The 16,006-nt window shown below is 71.7% G+C and carries 10 protein-coding genes; 7 read left to right on the top strand and 3 right to left on the bottom strand.

The window, feature by feature from the left end; genetic code table 11:
* Nucleotides 1-52: 52 nt before the first annotated feature.
* Nucleotides 53-736, bottom strand: coding sequence for a PAS domain S-box protein (locus ACZ6CL_RS31040; protein ID WP_468941661.1), 684 nt, complete (start codon nt 734-736; stop codon nt 53-55).
* 169 nt (nt 737-905) lie between these two features.
* On the opposite strand from ACZ6CL_RS31040, the gene ACZ6CL_RS31045 reads away from it, so the two are divergent.
* A complete protein-coding gene (locus ACZ6CL_RS31045) occupies nt 906-4,088 on the top strand; it encodes a cytochrome P450 (protein ID WP_468941663.1) in 3,183 nt (1,060 codons plus the stop codon).
* Nucleotides 4,089-4,100: 12 nt separating this feature from the next.
* Here ACZ6CL_RS31045 and ACZ6CL_RS31050 read toward each other — a convergent pair whose 3' ends face one another.
* Together ACZ6CL_RS31050 and ACZ6CL_RS31055 are read right to left on the bottom strand one after the other, a co-directional pair.
* Nucleotides 4,101-4,691: a helix-turn-helix domain-containing protein gene (locus ACZ6CL_RS31050; RefSeq protein WP_468941665.1), complete on the bottom strand. Its 591-nt coding sequence runs from the start codon at nt 4,689-4,691 to the stop codon at nt 4,101-4,103.
* A gap of 63 nt (nt 4,692-4,754) precedes the next feature.
* Complete coding sequence (locus tag ACZ6CL_RS31055) at nt 4,755-5,957, bottom strand: cytochrome P450 (RefSeq protein ID WP_468941668.1); 1,203 nt, start codon at nt 5,955-5,957, stop codon at nt 4,755-4,757.
* Between the two features lie 192 nt (nt 5,958-6,149).
* Here ACZ6CL_RS31055 and ACZ6CL_RS31060 point away from each other — a divergent pair, with 192 nt between their 5' ends.
* The 6 genes from ACZ6CL_RS31060 to ACZ6CL_RS31085 all read left to right on the top strand — a co-directional run bounded on the left by ACZ6CL_RS31060 (nt 6,150) and on the right by ACZ6CL_RS31085 (nt 16,001).
* Nucleotides 6,150-9,527 carry a pyruvate carboxylase gene (locus tag ACZ6CL_RS31060; RefSeq protein WP_468941671.1) on the top strand — a complete coding sequence of 1,126 codons (3,378 nt, stop codon included), beginning with the start codon at nt 6,150-6,152 and terminating at the stop codon, nt 9,525-9,527.
* 152 nt (nt 9,528-9,679) lie between these two features.
* A complete protein-coding gene (locus tag ACZ6CL_RS31065; RefSeq protein ID WP_468941673.1) occupies nt 9,680-10,714 on the top strand; it encodes a LacI family DNA-binding transcriptional regulator in 1,035 nt (344 codons plus the stop codon).
* A complete protein-coding gene (locus ACZ6CL_RS31070; protein ID WP_468941675.1) occupies nt 10,711-11,709 on the top strand; it encodes a 2-hydroxyacid dehydrogenase in 999 nt (332 codons plus the stop codon). The genes ACZ6CL_RS31065 and ACZ6CL_RS31070 overlap by 4 nt, the downstream gene beginning before the upstream one ends.
* The gene (gene manD / locus ACZ6CL_RS31075; protein WP_468941678.1) at nt 11,706-12,971 is read left to right on the top strand and encodes a D-mannonate dehydratase ManD; all 1,266 of its coding nucleotides are present in this window, start codon (nt 11,706-11,708) and stop codon (nt 12,969-12,971) included. The genes ACZ6CL_RS31070 and manD overlap by 4 nt, the downstream gene beginning before the upstream one ends.
* A gap of 11 nt (nt 12,972-12,982) precedes the next feature.
* Nucleotides 12,983-14,515, top strand: coding sequence for a mannitol dehydrogenase family protein (locus ACZ6CL_RS31080; RefSeq protein ID WP_468941680.1), 1,533 nt, complete (start codon nt 12,983-12,985; stop codon nt 14,513-14,515).
* A 106-nt stretch (nt 14,516-14,621) separates the two neighbouring features.
* Nucleotides 14,622-16,001: an MFS transporter gene (locus ACZ6CL_RS31085; protein WP_468941682.1), complete on the top strand. Its 1,380-nt coding sequence runs from the start codon at nt 14,622-14,624 to the stop codon at nt 15,999-16,001.
* The last annotated feature ends 5 nt before the right edge of the window (nt 16,002-16,006 follow it).

Raw genomic sequence — 16,006 nt, forward strand, 5'->3', positions numbered from 1 at the left:
CGTCGGCCAGGACCCGGCCGTCAGGAGGGCTCGGGCGGGCAGGTTCCGGCCGTCAGGAGGGCTCGGGCGGCCAGGTCCCCGGGGCCAGCACGCCGAGCACGTACGCCCGCGCCACCAGCTCCGCACGGTTGCCGATGCCCCAGCGCCGGGAGAGCCGGGTGAGGTGGTAGTTGACGCCGTCCGCGGTGAGGCCGGTCTGCCGGGCCATCTGCGCGGTGGTGTGGCCACCGGCGGCGAGCGCGAGAATCCGGGCCTCGATGGGCGCGGTCCGCTCCGGTGCGCCGGGCGCGGTGTCCGCCGTTCCGGTGACCCGCGGCCGGGGTTCCTCGCCGAGCACCCGCAGCAGCACCAGCAGCCACATCGGGCTGTCGGTGTCGCTCACGGTGTCCGCGGTCAGCTCACCGTGCCGCCGTACCCCGTCCGGCGAGTGCCACCGCACCTCGATCGGATAGCGGGAGCGGCGGCCGAGCCGGACCGCCTCCACGATGCGGTGCACCTGGGCGGCCGCGTTGGGGTGGAACAGCTCCAGGACGTTGCGCCCCGCCAGCTGCCCGGGGGTGGTGCCCCACTCGCCCGCCATCGCCGGGTTGGCCATCAGGATCTCGCCGTCCGTACGGCACACCGCGCACGGCACCGGCACCCGGTCGAAGAGCAGCAGGGAGCGGTTGCGCCAGACGACCCAGTCCTCGCCGCCGAGGATCCGCCGCGCCTCTTCCGGCACCTCGTCGTCGTTCACGCCGGCCCTCGCTCTCGTTCTCCGTCCTGCCCCTTGACACCACGGGCGTCGCGTGCGCAAGTCCGCAGCACCGTCCGGGACTACAAAATCATGTAGTGCGGTGCGCGAGCGGCCCGGGGCGGCGGGGCGAGGCTGGAGACATCCCCCGCATGGAAGGCATCGCATCGTCATGACCGAAACCTCCCTCCTTCCGGCCGAGACCGCTGACGGCAGCGGCGCCGATGGCGTCCCGGTCGTCGACATCTCCGCGCACACGAACAACACGCCCATCCAGCAGGTCATGGAGCTGACGCGGCGCCATGGGCCGGTGGTGCGGCGCCGTCTGCACGGCACCGACATGCTGTTCGTCAGCGACCCCGATCTGGTGGCGGAACTCTGCGACGACCAGCGGTTCTCCAAGTACATCAACCAGTCGCTGGAGAACGTCAGGGAGTTCACCCACGACGGGCTGTTCACCGCGTACAACGACGAGCCGAACTGGGCGAAGGCCCACGACATCCTGATGCCCGCCTTCGCGCTCGGCTCGATGCGCACGTATCACCCGGTGATGCTCCAGGTGGCGCGGCGGGTGATCGACGCCTGGGACGCCGGCGCGGCGAGCGGTGAGCCGGTCGCGGTGACGGACGACATGACGCGGATGACGCTGGACACCATCGGGCTGGCCGGGTTCGGCTATGACTTCGGCTCCTTCGACCGCGCGGAACCGCATCCGTTCGTCCAAGCCATGGTCCGCTGCCTGGAGTGGAGCATGCGCAAGGTGGGGCGCCGCCCGGACGTGGACTACAGCGAGCAGGACGAGGCGTTCCGCGCCGATACGGCGTATCTCGCGTCCGTCGTCGACGAGGTGATCCAGGCACGGGTCGCCGCGGGCGAGTCGGGCACCGACGATCTGCTGGGGCTGATGCTCAGCGCCACGCATCCCTCCGACGGCACCCCGCTGGACCACGCCAACATCCGGGACCAGGTGATCACCTTTCTGATCGCGGGTCACGAGACCACCTCGGGCGCGCTGTCCTTCGCCCTCCACTACCTGTCCAAGAACCCGGGCGAGCTGCGCCGGGTGCAGCGGGAGGCCGACGCGCTGTTCGGCGCCGACGCGGACCCGGAGCCGACGTTCGAGCAGGTGGGGCTGTTGCGCTACACCCGCCAGGTGCTGAACGAGGCGCTGCGGCTGTGGCCGACCGCGGCCGCCTTCTCCCGGCAGGCGCGCGAGGACACCATGCTCGGCGGGCGCGTTCCGATGCGGGCCGGGGATCCGGCCATCGTGCTCACCCCGATGCTGCACCGCGCCGAGGTGTGGGGCGACAACCCGGAGCTGTTCGACCCCTCGCGCTTCGACCCGGAGGCCGAGGCGGCGCGTCCGGTGCACGCGTACAAGCCGTTCGGCACCGGTGAGCGGGCCTGCATCGGGCGGCAGTTCGCGCTGCACGAGGCCACCATGCTGCTCGCGATGCTCGTCCACCGCTACCGGCTGATCGACCACGCGGACTACCAGCTGCACATCAAGGAGTCGCTCACCCTCAAGCCCGAGGGCCTCACCCTGCGGCTCGTCCCCCGCACCGCGCAGGAGCGGGCGGTGGGGGCGGACGCCGCGGTGGCGACAAGCGCGCCCGCCCGGGACGCCTCGCTGCCCACCCGGGTCCGCCAGGACACCGGCGCGCTGCTGCTGTACGGCACCAACTTCGGCACCTGCCGCTCCTTCGCCGAGGATCTGGCCGCCGGCGCCGACGAGCTGGGCTGCGCCACCGAAGTCGCCCCGCTCGACGCGTACGCGGGCGGGCTGCCCGCCGAACGTCCGGTGATCATCACCGCCGCCTCCTACAACGGGCAGCCCACCGATGACGCCGCCGCCTTCCTGGCCTGGCTGGAGACGGCCGAGCCGGGCGCGGCGGACGGCGTGAGCTACGCGGTGCTCGGTGTGGGCGACCGCAACTGGGCCGCCACCTACCAGCGCGTCCCGACCCTGATCGACGAGCGGCTGGCCGCCCTCGGCGCCACCCGGCTCGTCGACCGGGCCGCCGCCGACGCCTCGGGCGATCTCAGCGGGACCGTACGGGACTTCACCGAGCGGCTGCGCACCGCGCTGCTGGAGCGCCACGGCGACCCGGCCACCGTGGGCGCGGTCCCGGCCGACACCGCGGACGACGGCCCTGCGTACACCGTCACCGAGGTCACCGGCGGGCCGCTGGACGGTCTGGCGCGGCAGCACGGCATGGTGGCGATGGAGGTCACCGAGACCGGCAGCCTCAGCGATCCGTCGTACGCGCGCGTCAAGCGGTTCGTCCGGCTGGCCCTGCCCGAGGGGGTCACGTACCGCACCGCCGACCATCTCACCGTGCTTCCGGCGAACGACCCCGAGCTGGTGACGCGGGCCGCCAAGCTGCTCCACGCCGACCCGGAGACGGTGCTCGGCATCGTGCCCACCCGCCCGGGCCGCCGCGGCAATCTGGCGGTGGACCGGCCGCTCAGCGTACGGGAGCTGCTGACCCACCACGTGGAGCTGAACCACCGTCCGAACGCCGAGCAGCTGGCCCAGCTCGCCGAGTTGAACCCCTGCCCGCCGGAGAAGGCGGCGCTCGCCGCGCAGGCCCCCGGTGAACGCACCCTGCTGGACCTGGTCGAGGCCAACCCGGCGCTGCGGGAGACGCTGACCTGGCCGGTGCTGCTGGAGCTGCTGCCGCCGCTGCGGCCGCGCCACTACTCGGTGTCCTCCTCCCCCGCCGTCTCCCCGCGCCACGTCGATCTGATGGTGTCGCTGCTGCGTGACGAGGCGAGTGGCTTCCAGGGCACCGGCTCCGGCCACCTGAACGCGGTGCGGCCCGGGGACACCGTGCTGGCCCGGGTGCAACCCTGCCGGGACGCGTTCCGCGTCGGTCACGCGCCGGACCGGCCGGTCATCATGGTGTCCGCGGGCACCGGTCTCGCCCCGTTCCGCGGCACCATCGCCGACCGGCGGGCGCTCGTGGAGTCCGGCACACCGCTGGCCCCGGCGCTGTGCTACTTCGGCTGCGACGCGCCGGACGCCGACTATCTGCACGCCGAGGAGCTGCGTGCCGCCGAGGCCGCGGGTGCCGTGTCGATGCGCCCGGCGTTCAGCCAGGCCCCGGTCTCCGGCCACCGCTTCGTCCAGCACCGCATCGCCGCCGACGGCGACGAGATCTGGCGGCTGCTGGCGGAGGGCGCCGAGGTGTACGTGTGCGGCGACGGCGCCCGGATGGCTCCCGGGGTGCGGGAGGCCTTCCGGTCGGTGTACGCGGCCCACACGCCCGGCGCGGACGAGGCCTCGGCGCAGCGCTGGCTGGACTCCCTGATGGCCGAGGGCCGCTTCGTGGAGGACGTCTACGCCGGGTGACCCGGGCCCGGCTCAGTCGCCTGTGGGGCGGGCGCGCACATGCATGCGCTCGCCCTGGGCGCCGAAGAGGCTGAGGAACTCGACGGGGTGTGCGCTCGCGCTGGCGAAGCCGTGGGGCGTACGGGTGTCGAACTCGGCGGCCTCGCCCGCGGTGAGCATCAGATCGTGCTCGCCGAGGGCGAGGCGCAGCTTGCCGGAGAGGACGTACAACCACTCGTAACCCTCATGCACCGCCTGCGAAGGCCGGACGTCGGCACCCGTCTTCCGGCCGGGCAGGATCTGCTTGTAGGCGTGCAGCCCGCCGAGGTAGCGGGTCAGCGGCACGAAGGTCTGCCCGTGCCGGGTGAAGGGGCGGGGATGGATGCGGGGGTCGCCGGTGGGCGGCGCTCCGACCAGTTCGTCCAGCTGGACACCGTGGGCCTTGGCCAGGGGCAGCAGCAGTTCCAGCGTGGGCTTGCGCTGCCCCGACTCCAGCCGCGAGAGGGTGGAGAGCGAGATCCCGGTGGTCTCGCTCAGCTGGGCCAGGGTGGCTCCGCGGTCCCGCCGCAACGCCCGCAGGCGCGGGCCGACGGCGTTCAGCACCTCGGGAATGTCGTCTGCCATGCCCCCATTTGCCGATGCGGCAAGAAGTTTTGTCAAGTCCCGCTGTTCGGCGAGATGTTCTGATCACCAGGTGACGGGCAGCTCATGGGCCCCGTAGATGACCATGTCGCTGCGCATCGGCACCTTCTCCGGCTCCACCGCGAGCGCGAGGCCCGGGAAACGGCCGAGCAGTCCGCGGTAGCCCGCCGCCAGCTCGATCCGGGCCAGGTTCGCGCCGAGGCACTGGTGGATGCCGTACCCGAACGCGAGGTGGCTGCTGCGGGGGCGGCCGACGTCGAGCGTGTGGGGCTCGTCCACCAGGGCGGGATCCCGGTTCACGGCGGGCACCGAGACCGCCACGCTCTGGCCCGCCGTGACGGTGACGCCGCCGATCTCGACGTCCTCCAGCGCGATCCGGACGGGGAAGGCGTTGACGATGCTCAGGTAGCGCAGCAGCTCCTCGACCGCGCCCGGCACCAGCGCGTCGTCCTCGCGCAGCCGCCGCATCTGCTCGGGGTTCTGGAGCAGGACGAAGGTGCCGAGACTGAGCATGTTGGTGGTGGTCTCGTGGCCGGCGATCAGCAGCAGCGCCGACATGTTGACGATCTCGACGTCGGACAGCTCGGCGACGGAGGTGAGGTACGAGATCAGATCGTCCTGGGGAGCGCGCCGCTTGGCGGCGGTGAGTTCGCCGAGGAATCCGGTGATCGTACGCATCCCCTGGTCGAACTGGCCGCCGCTCTGATCCTGGACCAGGATCTGCGCGCTGGCCCGCTGGAAGGTCTCACGCTCCTCGTAGGGCACGCCGAGCATCTCGCAGATCACCAGCGAGGGGACCGGCAGCGCGAAGTGTTCCACCAGGTCGGCCGGCTTTCCCGCGGCCTCCAGGGCGTCCAGGCAGTCGGTGACGATGCCGTCGATCCGGGGTTCGAGGGCGCGCATCCGCCGTACGGTGAAGTAGCGGGTGAGTAATCCGCGATAGTGACTGTGTTCGGGGGCGTCCATGGCCAGGAACGATCCCGGCCCGTTGCCGCGGTTCTTCCGGATGGTCTGCGAGATGGGCCGCACCGTGTCGTCTCCGCGCCACCGCTCGGCGCTGAACCGCGGGTCCCGCAGCACCTCCCGGGCCTCGTGGTATCCGGTGACCAGCCATCCCGTACTGCCGCCGACGAACCGGAGCGGGCTGACGGCGGGGCCGGTGATCAGTGCGGGCGCGGGGTCGACGTAGTTGGCGCGCTGGATGGGGTACGGCGGGGCCTGGTGGGGCGCGGACGACGGGGCACTCACGATGGTCCTCCTCGGCGGCAGCCTGCGGCTCTTGCGGACTCTTCCGGGGAACGCCGTTCGGTCCCCCGGGCACCATGCCCGAGGTGCGAACTGGATCACAAGGGTGCCGTCTGGCGTGCGGGGCAGCAGTAGTGTCGCGGGCAAGCTGTATTCGTACCGGGCAGTAGGACGGGCAGTAGGAAGGGATGGGACATGTTCCGCAAGGTGCTGGTCGCCAACCGTGGAGAAATCGCCATCAGGGCGTTCCGCGCCGGATACGAGCTGGGAGCGAGGACGGTCGCCGTGTTCCCGCACGAGGACCGTAACTCGCTGCACCGGCTCAAGGCCGATGAGGCGTATGAGATCGGTGAGCCGGGCCATCCGGTGCGGGCCTATCTGTCCGTCGAGGAGATCGTCACCGCTGCGCGGCGGGCCGGTGCCGACGCGGTGTATCCCGGATACGGCTTCCTGTCCGAGAACCCCGACCTCGCGCGGGCGTGCGAGGAGGCGGGGATCGCCTTCGTCGGCCCGAGCGCGGAGATCCTCGAGCTGACCGGCAACAAGGCGCGGGCGGTGGCCGCGGCCCGGGCAGCGGGGGTGCCGGTGCTCGGCTCCTCGGAGCCCTCCTCGGATGTGGACGAGTTGGTGAGGGCGGCGGAAGAGCTGGGCTTCCCGGTGTTCGTCAAGGCCGTGGCGGGCGGTGGCGGGCGCGGAATGCGGCGGGTCGAGGAGCCCCGGCTGCTGCGCGAGTCTATCGAGGCGGCGGCCCGCGAGGCCGAGTCGGCGTTCGGCGATCCGACGGTCTTCCTGGAGAAGGCGGTCGTCGAGCCCCGCCATATCGAGGTGCAGATCCTCGCCGATGCCGAGGGTAATGTCATGCACCTGTTCGAGCGGGACTGTTCGCTGCAGCGCCGCCACCAGAAGGTCATCGAGATGGCGCCCGCGCCCCATCTCGACCAGGAACTGCGGACCCGGATCTGCGAGGACGCGGTCAAGTTCGCCCGGCAGATCGGCTACCGCAACGCGGGCACCGTGGAATTCCTGCTGGACCGCGACGGCAACCATGTCTTCATCGAGATGAACCCGCGCATCCAGGTCGAGCACACGGTGACCGAGGAGATCACCGATGTCGACCTCGTCCAGTCGCAGCTGCGGATCGCGGGCGGGGAGACCCTGGCCGACCTCGGCCTGTCGCAGGACACGGTCTATCTGCGCGGCGCCGCGCTGCAGTGCCGGATCACCACCGAGGACCCGGCCAACGGCTTCCGCCCGGACATCGGCATGATCAGCGCCTACCGCTCACCGGGCGGCTCGGGCATCCGCCTCGACGGCGGCACCACCCACGCCGGTGCCGAGATCAGCGCCCACTTCGACTCGATGCTGGTGAAGCTGACCTGCCGGGGCCGCGACTTCGACCACGCAATCGGGCGGGCCCGGCGCGCGGTGGCCGAGTTCCGTATCCGCGGGGTGTCCACCAACGTTCCGTTCCTCCAGGCCGTCCTGGACGATCCGGACTTCCAGGCCGGGAAGGTCACCACCTCGTTCATCGAGCAGCGACCGCATCTGCTGACCGCGCGGCACTCCGCCGACCGCGGTACCAAGCTGCTCACGTATCTCGCCGACGTCACGGTCAACAAGCCGCACGGCCCCCGGCCCCAGCTGATCGACGCGGCCGGAAAGCTGCCACGGGTGCCCGAGGGGGCGCCGCCCCCCGGGTCCAAGCAGACCCTCACCGAGCTGGGCCCGGAGGGGTTCGCGCGGTGGCTGCGGGAGTCGCCGCGGATCGGGGTCACCGACACCACCTTCCGAGACGCCCACCAGTCGCTGCTGGCCACCCGCGTACGGACCAAGGACCTGCTCGCCGTGGCCCCGGCTGTGGCGCACACCGTGCCGGAGCTGCTGTCGCTGGAGTGCTGGGGCGGCGCCACCTACGACGTGGCGCTGCGGTTCCTCGCCGAGGACCCCTGGGAGCGGCTGGCCGCGCTGCGCGAGGCGGTGCCCAACATCTGTCTGCAGATGCTGCTGCGCGGCCGCAACACCGTCGGGTACACCCCGTATCCGACCGAGGTGACGGACGCCTTCGTCCACGAAGCCACCGCCACCGGCATCGACATCTTCCGGATCTTCGACGCGCTCAACGACATCGGGCAGATGCGGCCCGCCATCCAGGCGGTACGGGACACCGGCACCGCGGTCGCCGAGGTGGCGCTGTGCTACACCAGCGATCTGTCCGACCCGTCGGAGAAGCTGTACACGCTGGACTACTACCTGCGGCTCGCCGAGCAGATCGTGGACGCGGGCGCGCACGTACTGGCCATCAAGGACATGGCGGGGCTGCTGCGCGCGCCGGCCGCCGCGAAGCTGGTGTCCGCCCTGCGCCGGGAGTTCGACCTGCCGGTGCACATCCACACCCATGACACCGCGGGCGGCCAGCTCGCCACCTATCTGGCCGCGATCCAGGCCGGTGCGGACGCGGTGGACGGGGCGGTGGCGTCCATGGCGGGCACCACCTCACAGCCCTCGCTGTCGGCGATCGTGGCCGCCACCGACCACTCCGAGCGGCCCACCGGCCTCGATCTGGAGGCCATCGGCGGGCTGGAGCCGTACTGGGAGAGCGTGCGCAAGGTCTACGCACCGTTCGAGGCGGGCCTCGCCTCGCCGACCGGGCGGGTCTACCGCCACGAGATCCCCGGCGGCCAGCTGTCCAACCTGCGCACCCAGGCCATCGCGCTCGGCCTCGGCGACCGCTTCGAGGACATCGAGGCGATGTACGCCGCCGCCGACCGCATCCTCGGCCACCTGGTGAAGGTCACCCCGTCCTCGAAGGTGGTCGGCGACCTCGCGCTGCACCTGGTGGGCGCCGGGGTGTCGCCGGAGGACTTCAAGGCCGAGCCCAACAAGTTCGACATCCCCGACTCGGTCATCGGCTTCCTCCGCGGCGAGCTGGGCAGCCCGCCCGGTGGCTGGCCGGAGCCCTTCCGCACCAAGGCGCTGGAGGGCCGCGCCGAGGCCAGGCCGACGACGGAGGAGCTGTCCGCCGAGGACCGGCAGCACCTTGCCGACGACCCGCGCCGGACCCTGAACCGGCTGCTGTTCCCCGGTCCGACGAAGGAGTTCGAGACCCACCGGGAGACGTTCGGCGACACCAGCGTGTTGGACAGCAAGGACTTCTTCTACGGGATCCGGCCGGGGAAGGAGTACACGGTGGACCTGGAGCCCGGGGTGCGGCTGCTCATCGAGCTGGAGGCCATCGGCGAGGCCGATGAGCGCGGCGTGCGTACGGTGCTGTCCACCTTGAACGGCCAGCTGCGCCCGATTCAGATCCGGGACACCTCGGCGGCCTCCGACATCCCCGCCACCGAGAAGGCCGACAAGAGCAATCCGGGCCATGTGGCCGCGCCGTTCGCCGGGGTGGTGACGCTGACCGTCGCCGAGGGCGACCAGGTCGAGGCGGGCGCCACCGTGGCCACCATCGAGGCGATGAAGATGGAGGCCACCATCGCCGCACCCAAGGCCGGCCGGGTCTCCCGGGTGGCCATCAACGCCATCCAGCAGGTGGAGGGCGGCGATCTGCTGGTCGACCTCGGCTGAGCCAGGTCCAGGGCCCCGGCCCGGTGGGTGAGCCGCCCATCGGACCGGGCCTTGCCAATATTGCGGCAAGCGTTGACAAGGTTGCCGGGCGGTGAACACCATTAACTATGTCGTTCACCCGCGCTGTCTCCTCGCACCGGTAGCGGGCCGCCATGGCCCCCACCCTCACCGACGTCGCCAAAAGCGCCAATGTGGCCCTGTCGACGGCCTCCCGGGCCTTCAGCAACCCGGACCGGCTCGGCCCCCAGACCTTGCGCAAGATCCTGAGCGTCGCGCAAGAGCTGGGTTACGAACCACCGGTGACCGCCCGTGCCCAAGAGGCCCCCGCCACCACCCAGACCGCCACGGTCGCCGTCGTCGTCCCCGACATCGCGAACCCCGTCTTCGGGTCGTTCGTGAAGGCCGCCCAGGGCGAGGGGTGGCGTCACCGGCAGACCGTCGTGCTCGCCGACACCGACCTCGACCCGGGCCGTGAGCGCGAGGTGATCGCCCACCTGAAGCACCAGGCGGACGGCCTGATCGTGTGCTCGCCCCGGCTGGACGCGGACGAGGTGCTCGACCTCTGCGGACGCACACCCGCCGTCCTGGTCAACCGGGAGACGGCCGGTGCCGACTGTGTGATCGCCGACGCCGCCCACGGGATGCGCCAGGCCGTGGAATACCTCGCCGCGCTCGGCCACCGGCGGATCGCCTATGTGCAGGGCATGCAGCGCTCCTGGTCCAACTCCCACCGGGTGGCGCTGATCCGCGCCGAGACCGAACGGGCCGGTCTGGAGCTGGAGTTGCTGGGCTGGCAGGCCGAGACGGTGGCGGGCGGAACGGCCGCCGCGGCCAGTGTCATGGCCTCGGGCGCCTCCGCCGTCATCGCGCACAACGACCTGATGGCCCTGGGCGTGATCTCCGGCGCCCGGGCGCTCGGGCTGAGCGTTCCCGAGCGGCTGAGCGTCATCGGCGTCGACGACATCCCGTTCGCCGAAGTGGCACAGCCGTCCCTGACCAGCATCGCGGTGCCGATGGCCCGGGCGGGTCGACTCAGCCACGAGATGCTGGGGCAGATCCTCGGCGGCGAGCGGCAGACCCCCCGCACCCTGCGGCTGCCCACCCAGCTCATCGTGCGCGGGTCCACCGGCCCGGCGCACACCGTCCTGGAAGGTGTCGCGGTGGCGGCGGGGAAGGACACGCCATGACCGCCGAGCCCCTGACCGTGGTGGTGGCCGACGCCAACCTCCATCCACTGCGCGCCGAGTTCGAGGCCGCCCTTCCAGCGGGTACGGCCGTCAACTGGCCCGACCCCCGGGACGCCGAGGCCGTCGAGGCCGCGGTGGCCACCGCCGATGTGCTGGTGGCGGGACAGTGCACCGCCCGGACGGCCGCCCGAGCCACCCGGCTCCGGCTGGTCCACACGGCCGGCGCGGGGACGGACAAGATCGACCTGACCGCGCTGCCGCCCGGCACCCAGGTGGCCAACACCTTCCACCACGAGGACGCGATCGCCGAATACGCGGTGGCCTCGGCGATCCTGCTGCGCCGTGGTTTTCTGCGCCAGCACGACGCGCTGCGCCGCGCGGTGTGGGACTCCCCCGCACACGATCCGCGCTCCCCCTGGATGGACGCGCTGTCCGCGGCCACCATCGGCTTCGTCGGCTTCGGCCACATCGGCGCCCGCTGCTGGCAGCGGTTCCGGGCGTTCGGCGCGAGCGGTACGGCCGTCACCCGGCGGGGCGAGGTGGACGCGGCCGCCGAGGGGCTGGCCTGGGCCGCGACCACCGACGAACTGGGCGCCCTGCTGGAGACCTCCGACGTGGTCGTGGTGTCGGCGCCGCTCACCCCGGAGACCACCGGGCTCATCGGCGAGGCCGAGCTGTCCCGGATGGGCCCGTCCGCGGTGCTGGTCCATGTCGGACGCGGCCCGGTTGTGGACGAGGACGCGCTGTACCAGGCACTGAGCACACACACCATCGGGGCCGCCGCGCTCGACGTCTGGTACCGGTACCCGACGAGCGGACACACCGGCGCCCCCAGCAAGCACCCCTTCGAGACGCTGGACAACGTGCTGATGACCCCCCACTCCTCCGGTCTCACCCGGCAGACCTTCATCGGCCGTGCCGCCGACATCACCGCCAACATCGGCCGACTGGCCACCGGAGCGCCGCTGCACAACGTGGTGGCGGTGGCCCGGTGAGCACGACACCCCGGAGCGACACCATCGCCGCCACCGCGACGCCCCGAACCGACACCATCGCCACCGCCGAGGTGCTGGTCACCAGCCCCGGCCGCAACTTCGTCACGCTCAAGATCACCACCGCCGAAGGCCTCGTCGGCTGGGGCGACGCCACCCTCAACGGCCGTGAGCTGGCCGTCGCCTCGTATCTGCGCGACCATGTGGCACCGCTGCTCATCGGCCGCGACCCGGCGCGGATCGAGGACACCTGGCAGTACCTCTACCGCGGGGTCTACTGGCGGCGCGGCCCGGTCACCATGACCTCCATCGGCGCGGTGGACATGGCGCTGTGGGACATCAAGGGCAAGACCACCGGGCAGCCCGTGTACCAGCTGCTGGGCGGCGCGGTGCGCGACCGGATCCTCACGTACACCCATGCCACCGGCTGGGACGTCCCGCGGCTGCTGGAATCCATCGACGCCCGGCGCGAGGAGGGATTCCGCGCGGTACGGGCGCAGAGCGGTGTCCCCGGGCTGGACACCGTGTACGGGGTGAGCCGCGGCGGCCGCGGCTACGAACCGGCCGGGCGCGGCGCCGCCCCGGCGGAGGAGGCGTGGGACACCGACGCCTACCTCCGGCACGCGCCGAAGGTCCTCGGCGCGGTACGCGAGCATGTCGGGCCCGAGCTCAAGGTGCTGCACGATGTGCACCACCGCCTCACCCCCGGCCAGGCCGCCCGGCTCGGCCGCGCGCTGGAGGAGGTGGACCTGTTCTGGCTGGAGGACGTCACCCCGGCGGAGAACCAGCAGGTGCTGCGGCACGTGCGGCAGCACACCACCGTGCCGCTGGCGATCGGCGAGGTGTTCAACACGGTCTGGGAATGCCAGTCACTGATCACCGAGCAGCTGATCGACTTCGTACGGACCTGTGTGAGCCACGCGGGCGGGATCAGCCATCTGCGGCGGATCGCGGCCCTCGCCGAGATCTGGCAGATACGGCTCGGCCCGCACGGTCCCTCGGATGTGTCCCCGGTGGCGCTGGCCGCGTCCCTGCACGTGGGTCTGGCCACGCCGAACTTCGCCATCCAGGAGTACATGGGCTACGAACCGGTCGTGCACGAGGTGTTCCGCCACGCGTGGTCCTATGCCGACGGGCATCTGCACCCGGGCGACCGGCCCGGCCTCGGAATCGAGGTGGACGAGGCACTCGCCGCCCGTTTCCCGTACGAACCCGCCTACCTGCCGGTCGCGCGAAAGCTCGACGGCTCGATGACGGATTGGTGAGGATCTCCCCGATGGCCACGACGCCCACCACACTGCCCACTCCGGCGCGCCTGCCGCGCCTGGGCCGCGCCACCACCCCCGCGGCGGCGCTGACCCCCCGGCGGCCACCCACCGAGACCGGCATCGTGCATCTGGGGCTCGGCAACTTCCACCGCGCCCATCAGGCCGTGCACACCGCGGCCGCCCTGGACCACACCGAGGGCCCCTGGGGCATCCTCGGGGTCGCGGGCCGCTCGGCCACGGTGGCCAGGGCGCTGCGCGAGCAGCAGCTGCGCTACACGGTGGTGGAGATCTCCCCCGACGGCACCCGGGCCACGGTGCCCGCGGTGCACACCGGGGCGCTGGTGGCGTCGGAGCAGCCGGACGAGGTCCAGAGTGCGCTGGCGGCACCCGGCACGGCGATCGTCACCCTGACGGTCACCGAACACGGCTACACCTTCTCCCCGCGCACCCATGGACTCGACCTCGACTCCCCCGAGGTGCGGGCCGATCTGCGCGGGGACGCCCCGCCCAGGACCACCATCGGGCGGATCGTGCGCGGACTGCAGCGCCGCGTACGCACCCACGCCCAGCCGCTGACGGTGCTCAGCTGCGACAACCTGGTGGGGAACGGAGCCCAGACCCGGCGGCTGGTGCATGAGTTCACCGAGGCGCTTCCGGCTGCGGAGCGCGAGGAGCTGCTGCCCTGGTTGACACGTTCGGTAACGTTCCCCAGCTCCATGGTCGACCGGATCGTGCCCGCCACCACCGATGTGTACCGTGACGCGGTCGCGGGCCGCCTCGGGGTGCGGGACGCCGTCCCCGTACCGGCCGAACCGTTCTCCATGTGGGTCATGGAGGATCGTTTCGCCGCAGGCCGTCCGTGCTGGGAACACGGCGGGGCCCTGTTCACGGACGATGTGGAACCGTACGAGCTGCTGAAGCTGCGGCTGCTCAACGGCACCCACTCGCTCATCGCCTATCTCGGCGCGCTGGACGGGCGGGAGACCATCCCGGACTCCATCGCCCGGCCGTTCATCGCCGAGGCCGCGCGCGATGTGCTCCACGACGACTATCTGCCGAGCCTCACCGTGCCCGCCGACATCCAACTGGAAGACTACGTACGGCAGTTGTTCGATCGCTGGGCCAACACCGCGCTGGGCCACCGCACCCGGCAGGTCGGCTCGGACGGCTCGGTCAAGCTCCGCCAGCGGGTGCCGGAACCGGCCCTGCTCCATCTGCGGGCCGGGCGGATGCCCCACCATCTGGCGCTGACCGTGGCGGCCTATCTGTGCTGTGTGGCCCCGCCGTCCGGCTTCGAGTCCGGACCCCAGGCGGCCGCGATGGCCGATCCGGCCCGTGAGCCGCTCGCCGACCTCGCCCGGCGCGCGCCCGCCGGGCCCCGTACCGCGTTCGTCGAGGCCGTCCTCGAAAGCGGGCTGCTCGGCGACCACTTGAGGGACCATCCGGCCTTCACCGCCCGGATCGCCGAACTCATCGACATCATCGTCCGGCACGGACCCGCCGCGGCGGCCGCCGATGCCACCGGTGGCCGGACCGTCTGACACCGCGACCACCCCCGTCCCCCTCCCCCGTCCCCCTTCCTTCCCCGCTCTGCTTCGCCCTGCCGGATTCCGCTCCGGACACGATCCGTTCAAGGAGGCATGGATCATGGAGAGCAACACCACCACTCCCCCGCCACCGGCCACCACCCCCAGCGCCGAACCACCCGCCGACCCCCAGGCGGTACGCCGCGCGGCCTGGGCCGGTCTGGTCGGCACCGCGCTCGAACAGTACGACTTCGTCATCTACGGCACCGCCTCGGCACTGATCTTCAGCGATCTGTTCTTCCCCAATGTCTCGGCGTCCGTGGGCCTCCTCGCCAGCTTCAGCACCTATGCCGTCGGCTTCGCCGCCCGGCCGCTGGGCGGGCTCTTCTTCTCCCGTTTCGGGGACCGCCTCGGCCGCAAGTGGGTGCTCATCGCCACCCTGTTCCTCATGGGCGGCTCCACCCTCGCCATCGGTCTGCTCCCGACGTACGGAGCGGTGGGCATCCTCGCCCCGATCCTGCTGCTGATCTGCCGCATGGCGCAGGGCTTCGGCGCGGGCGCCGAGCAGGCCGGAGGCGCCACCTTGCTCACGGAGACGGCCGCCACGGGGCGGCGCGGCAGGCTGTCCTCCCTGGTCATGACGGGGGCGGCGCTCGGTACCGCGCTAGGCGCGGTGGCCTGGATGCTCGCCCAGCAACTCCCCGATGACGCCCTGATGTCCTGGGGCTGGCGGGTGGTCTTCGCCAGCAGCCTCCTGGTGACCGTGGCCGCCATGATCATGCGCCGCAAGCTGAACGAGAGCCCGGTCTTCCAGGAGCTGAAGGCTCAGCACGAGCGGCCCGCCTCACCGGTCAAGGAGGTCTTCCGGCACGGCCGCAAGCCCCTGTTCCTGGTGATCCTCATGAACTTCGGGGTCAGCACGCAGTCGTACACCTACCAGGTGTTCATGGCCTCCTACCTGGTGTCCAGCGTGGGCGTCGAGAAGAGCTTCGTGCCCGAGGTGCTGCTGCTGGGCTCCCTGTGCGGCGGCGTGGCTGCCATCGCGTTCGGCACCCTGTCGGACCGCATCGGACGGCGCCCGGTGTGTACGTTGATTCTCAGCGCCATGGTGCTGCTGCCCGCCCCGACGTTCATCGCGCTGAACTCCGGCTCGCAGGTGGCCATCGCGGTGGCGATCGCGGTCGGCTTCATCCTGGCCTGCCAGGGTCTGGTCGGTGTGCACATGAGCTACTTCCCCGAGCTGTTCGGCAACCGCTACCGCTACGCCGGAGTCGCCCTGGGCCGGGAGTTCTCCTCGGTGATCGGCGGTGGTGTCGCACCGCTCATCTGCAGCGCGCTGCTCACCGCGTTCACCGGCTCCTGGATACCGGTCGCGGTCTACATGACGGTGGTCGCGGCGGTGAGTCTCATCACGACCCGGATGACCCCGGAAACCCTGGACCGCGATCTGAACACCGCGGCCGACGCCACCGGCCCGGCCCTCGCCCCGGAATCGCGCTGACCCGT

Source organism: Streptomyces sp. NPDC041200, from assembly GCF_055591805.1.

What these genes read in the sequence shown, in the direction of transcription:
- ACZ6CL_RS31045 (WP_468941663.1), top strand. Translation starts at nt 906, where the DNA reads ATGACCGAAACCTCCCTCCTTCCGGCCGAGACCGCTGACGGCAGCGGC.
- ACZ6CL_RS31050 (WP_468941665.1), bottom strand. Translation starts at nt 4,691, where the DNA reads ATGGCAGACGACATTCCCGAGGTGCTGAACGCCGTCGGCCCGCGCCTG.
- ACZ6CL_RS31060 (WP_468941671.1), top strand. Translation starts at nt 6,150, where the DNA reads ATGTTCCGCAAGGTGCTGGTCGCCAACCGTGGAGAAATCGCCATCAGG.
- ACZ6CL_RS31065 (WP_468941673.1), top strand. Translation starts at nt 9,680, where the DNA reads ATGGCCCCCACCCTCACCGACGTCGCCAAAAGCGCCAATGTGGCCCTG.
- ACZ6CL_RS31070 (WP_468941675.1), top strand. Translation starts at nt 10,711, where the DNA reads ATGACCGCCGAGCCCCTGACCGTGGTGGTGGCCGACGCCAACCTCCAT.
- ACZ6CL_RS31080 (WP_468941680.1), top strand. Translation starts at nt 12,983, where the DNA reads ATGGCCACGACGCCCACCACACTGCCCACTCCGGCGCGCCTGCCGCGC.
- ACZ6CL_RS31085 (WP_468941682.1), top strand. Translation starts at nt 14,622, where the DNA reads ATGGAGAGCAACACCACCACTCCCCCGCCACCGGCCACCACCCCCAGC.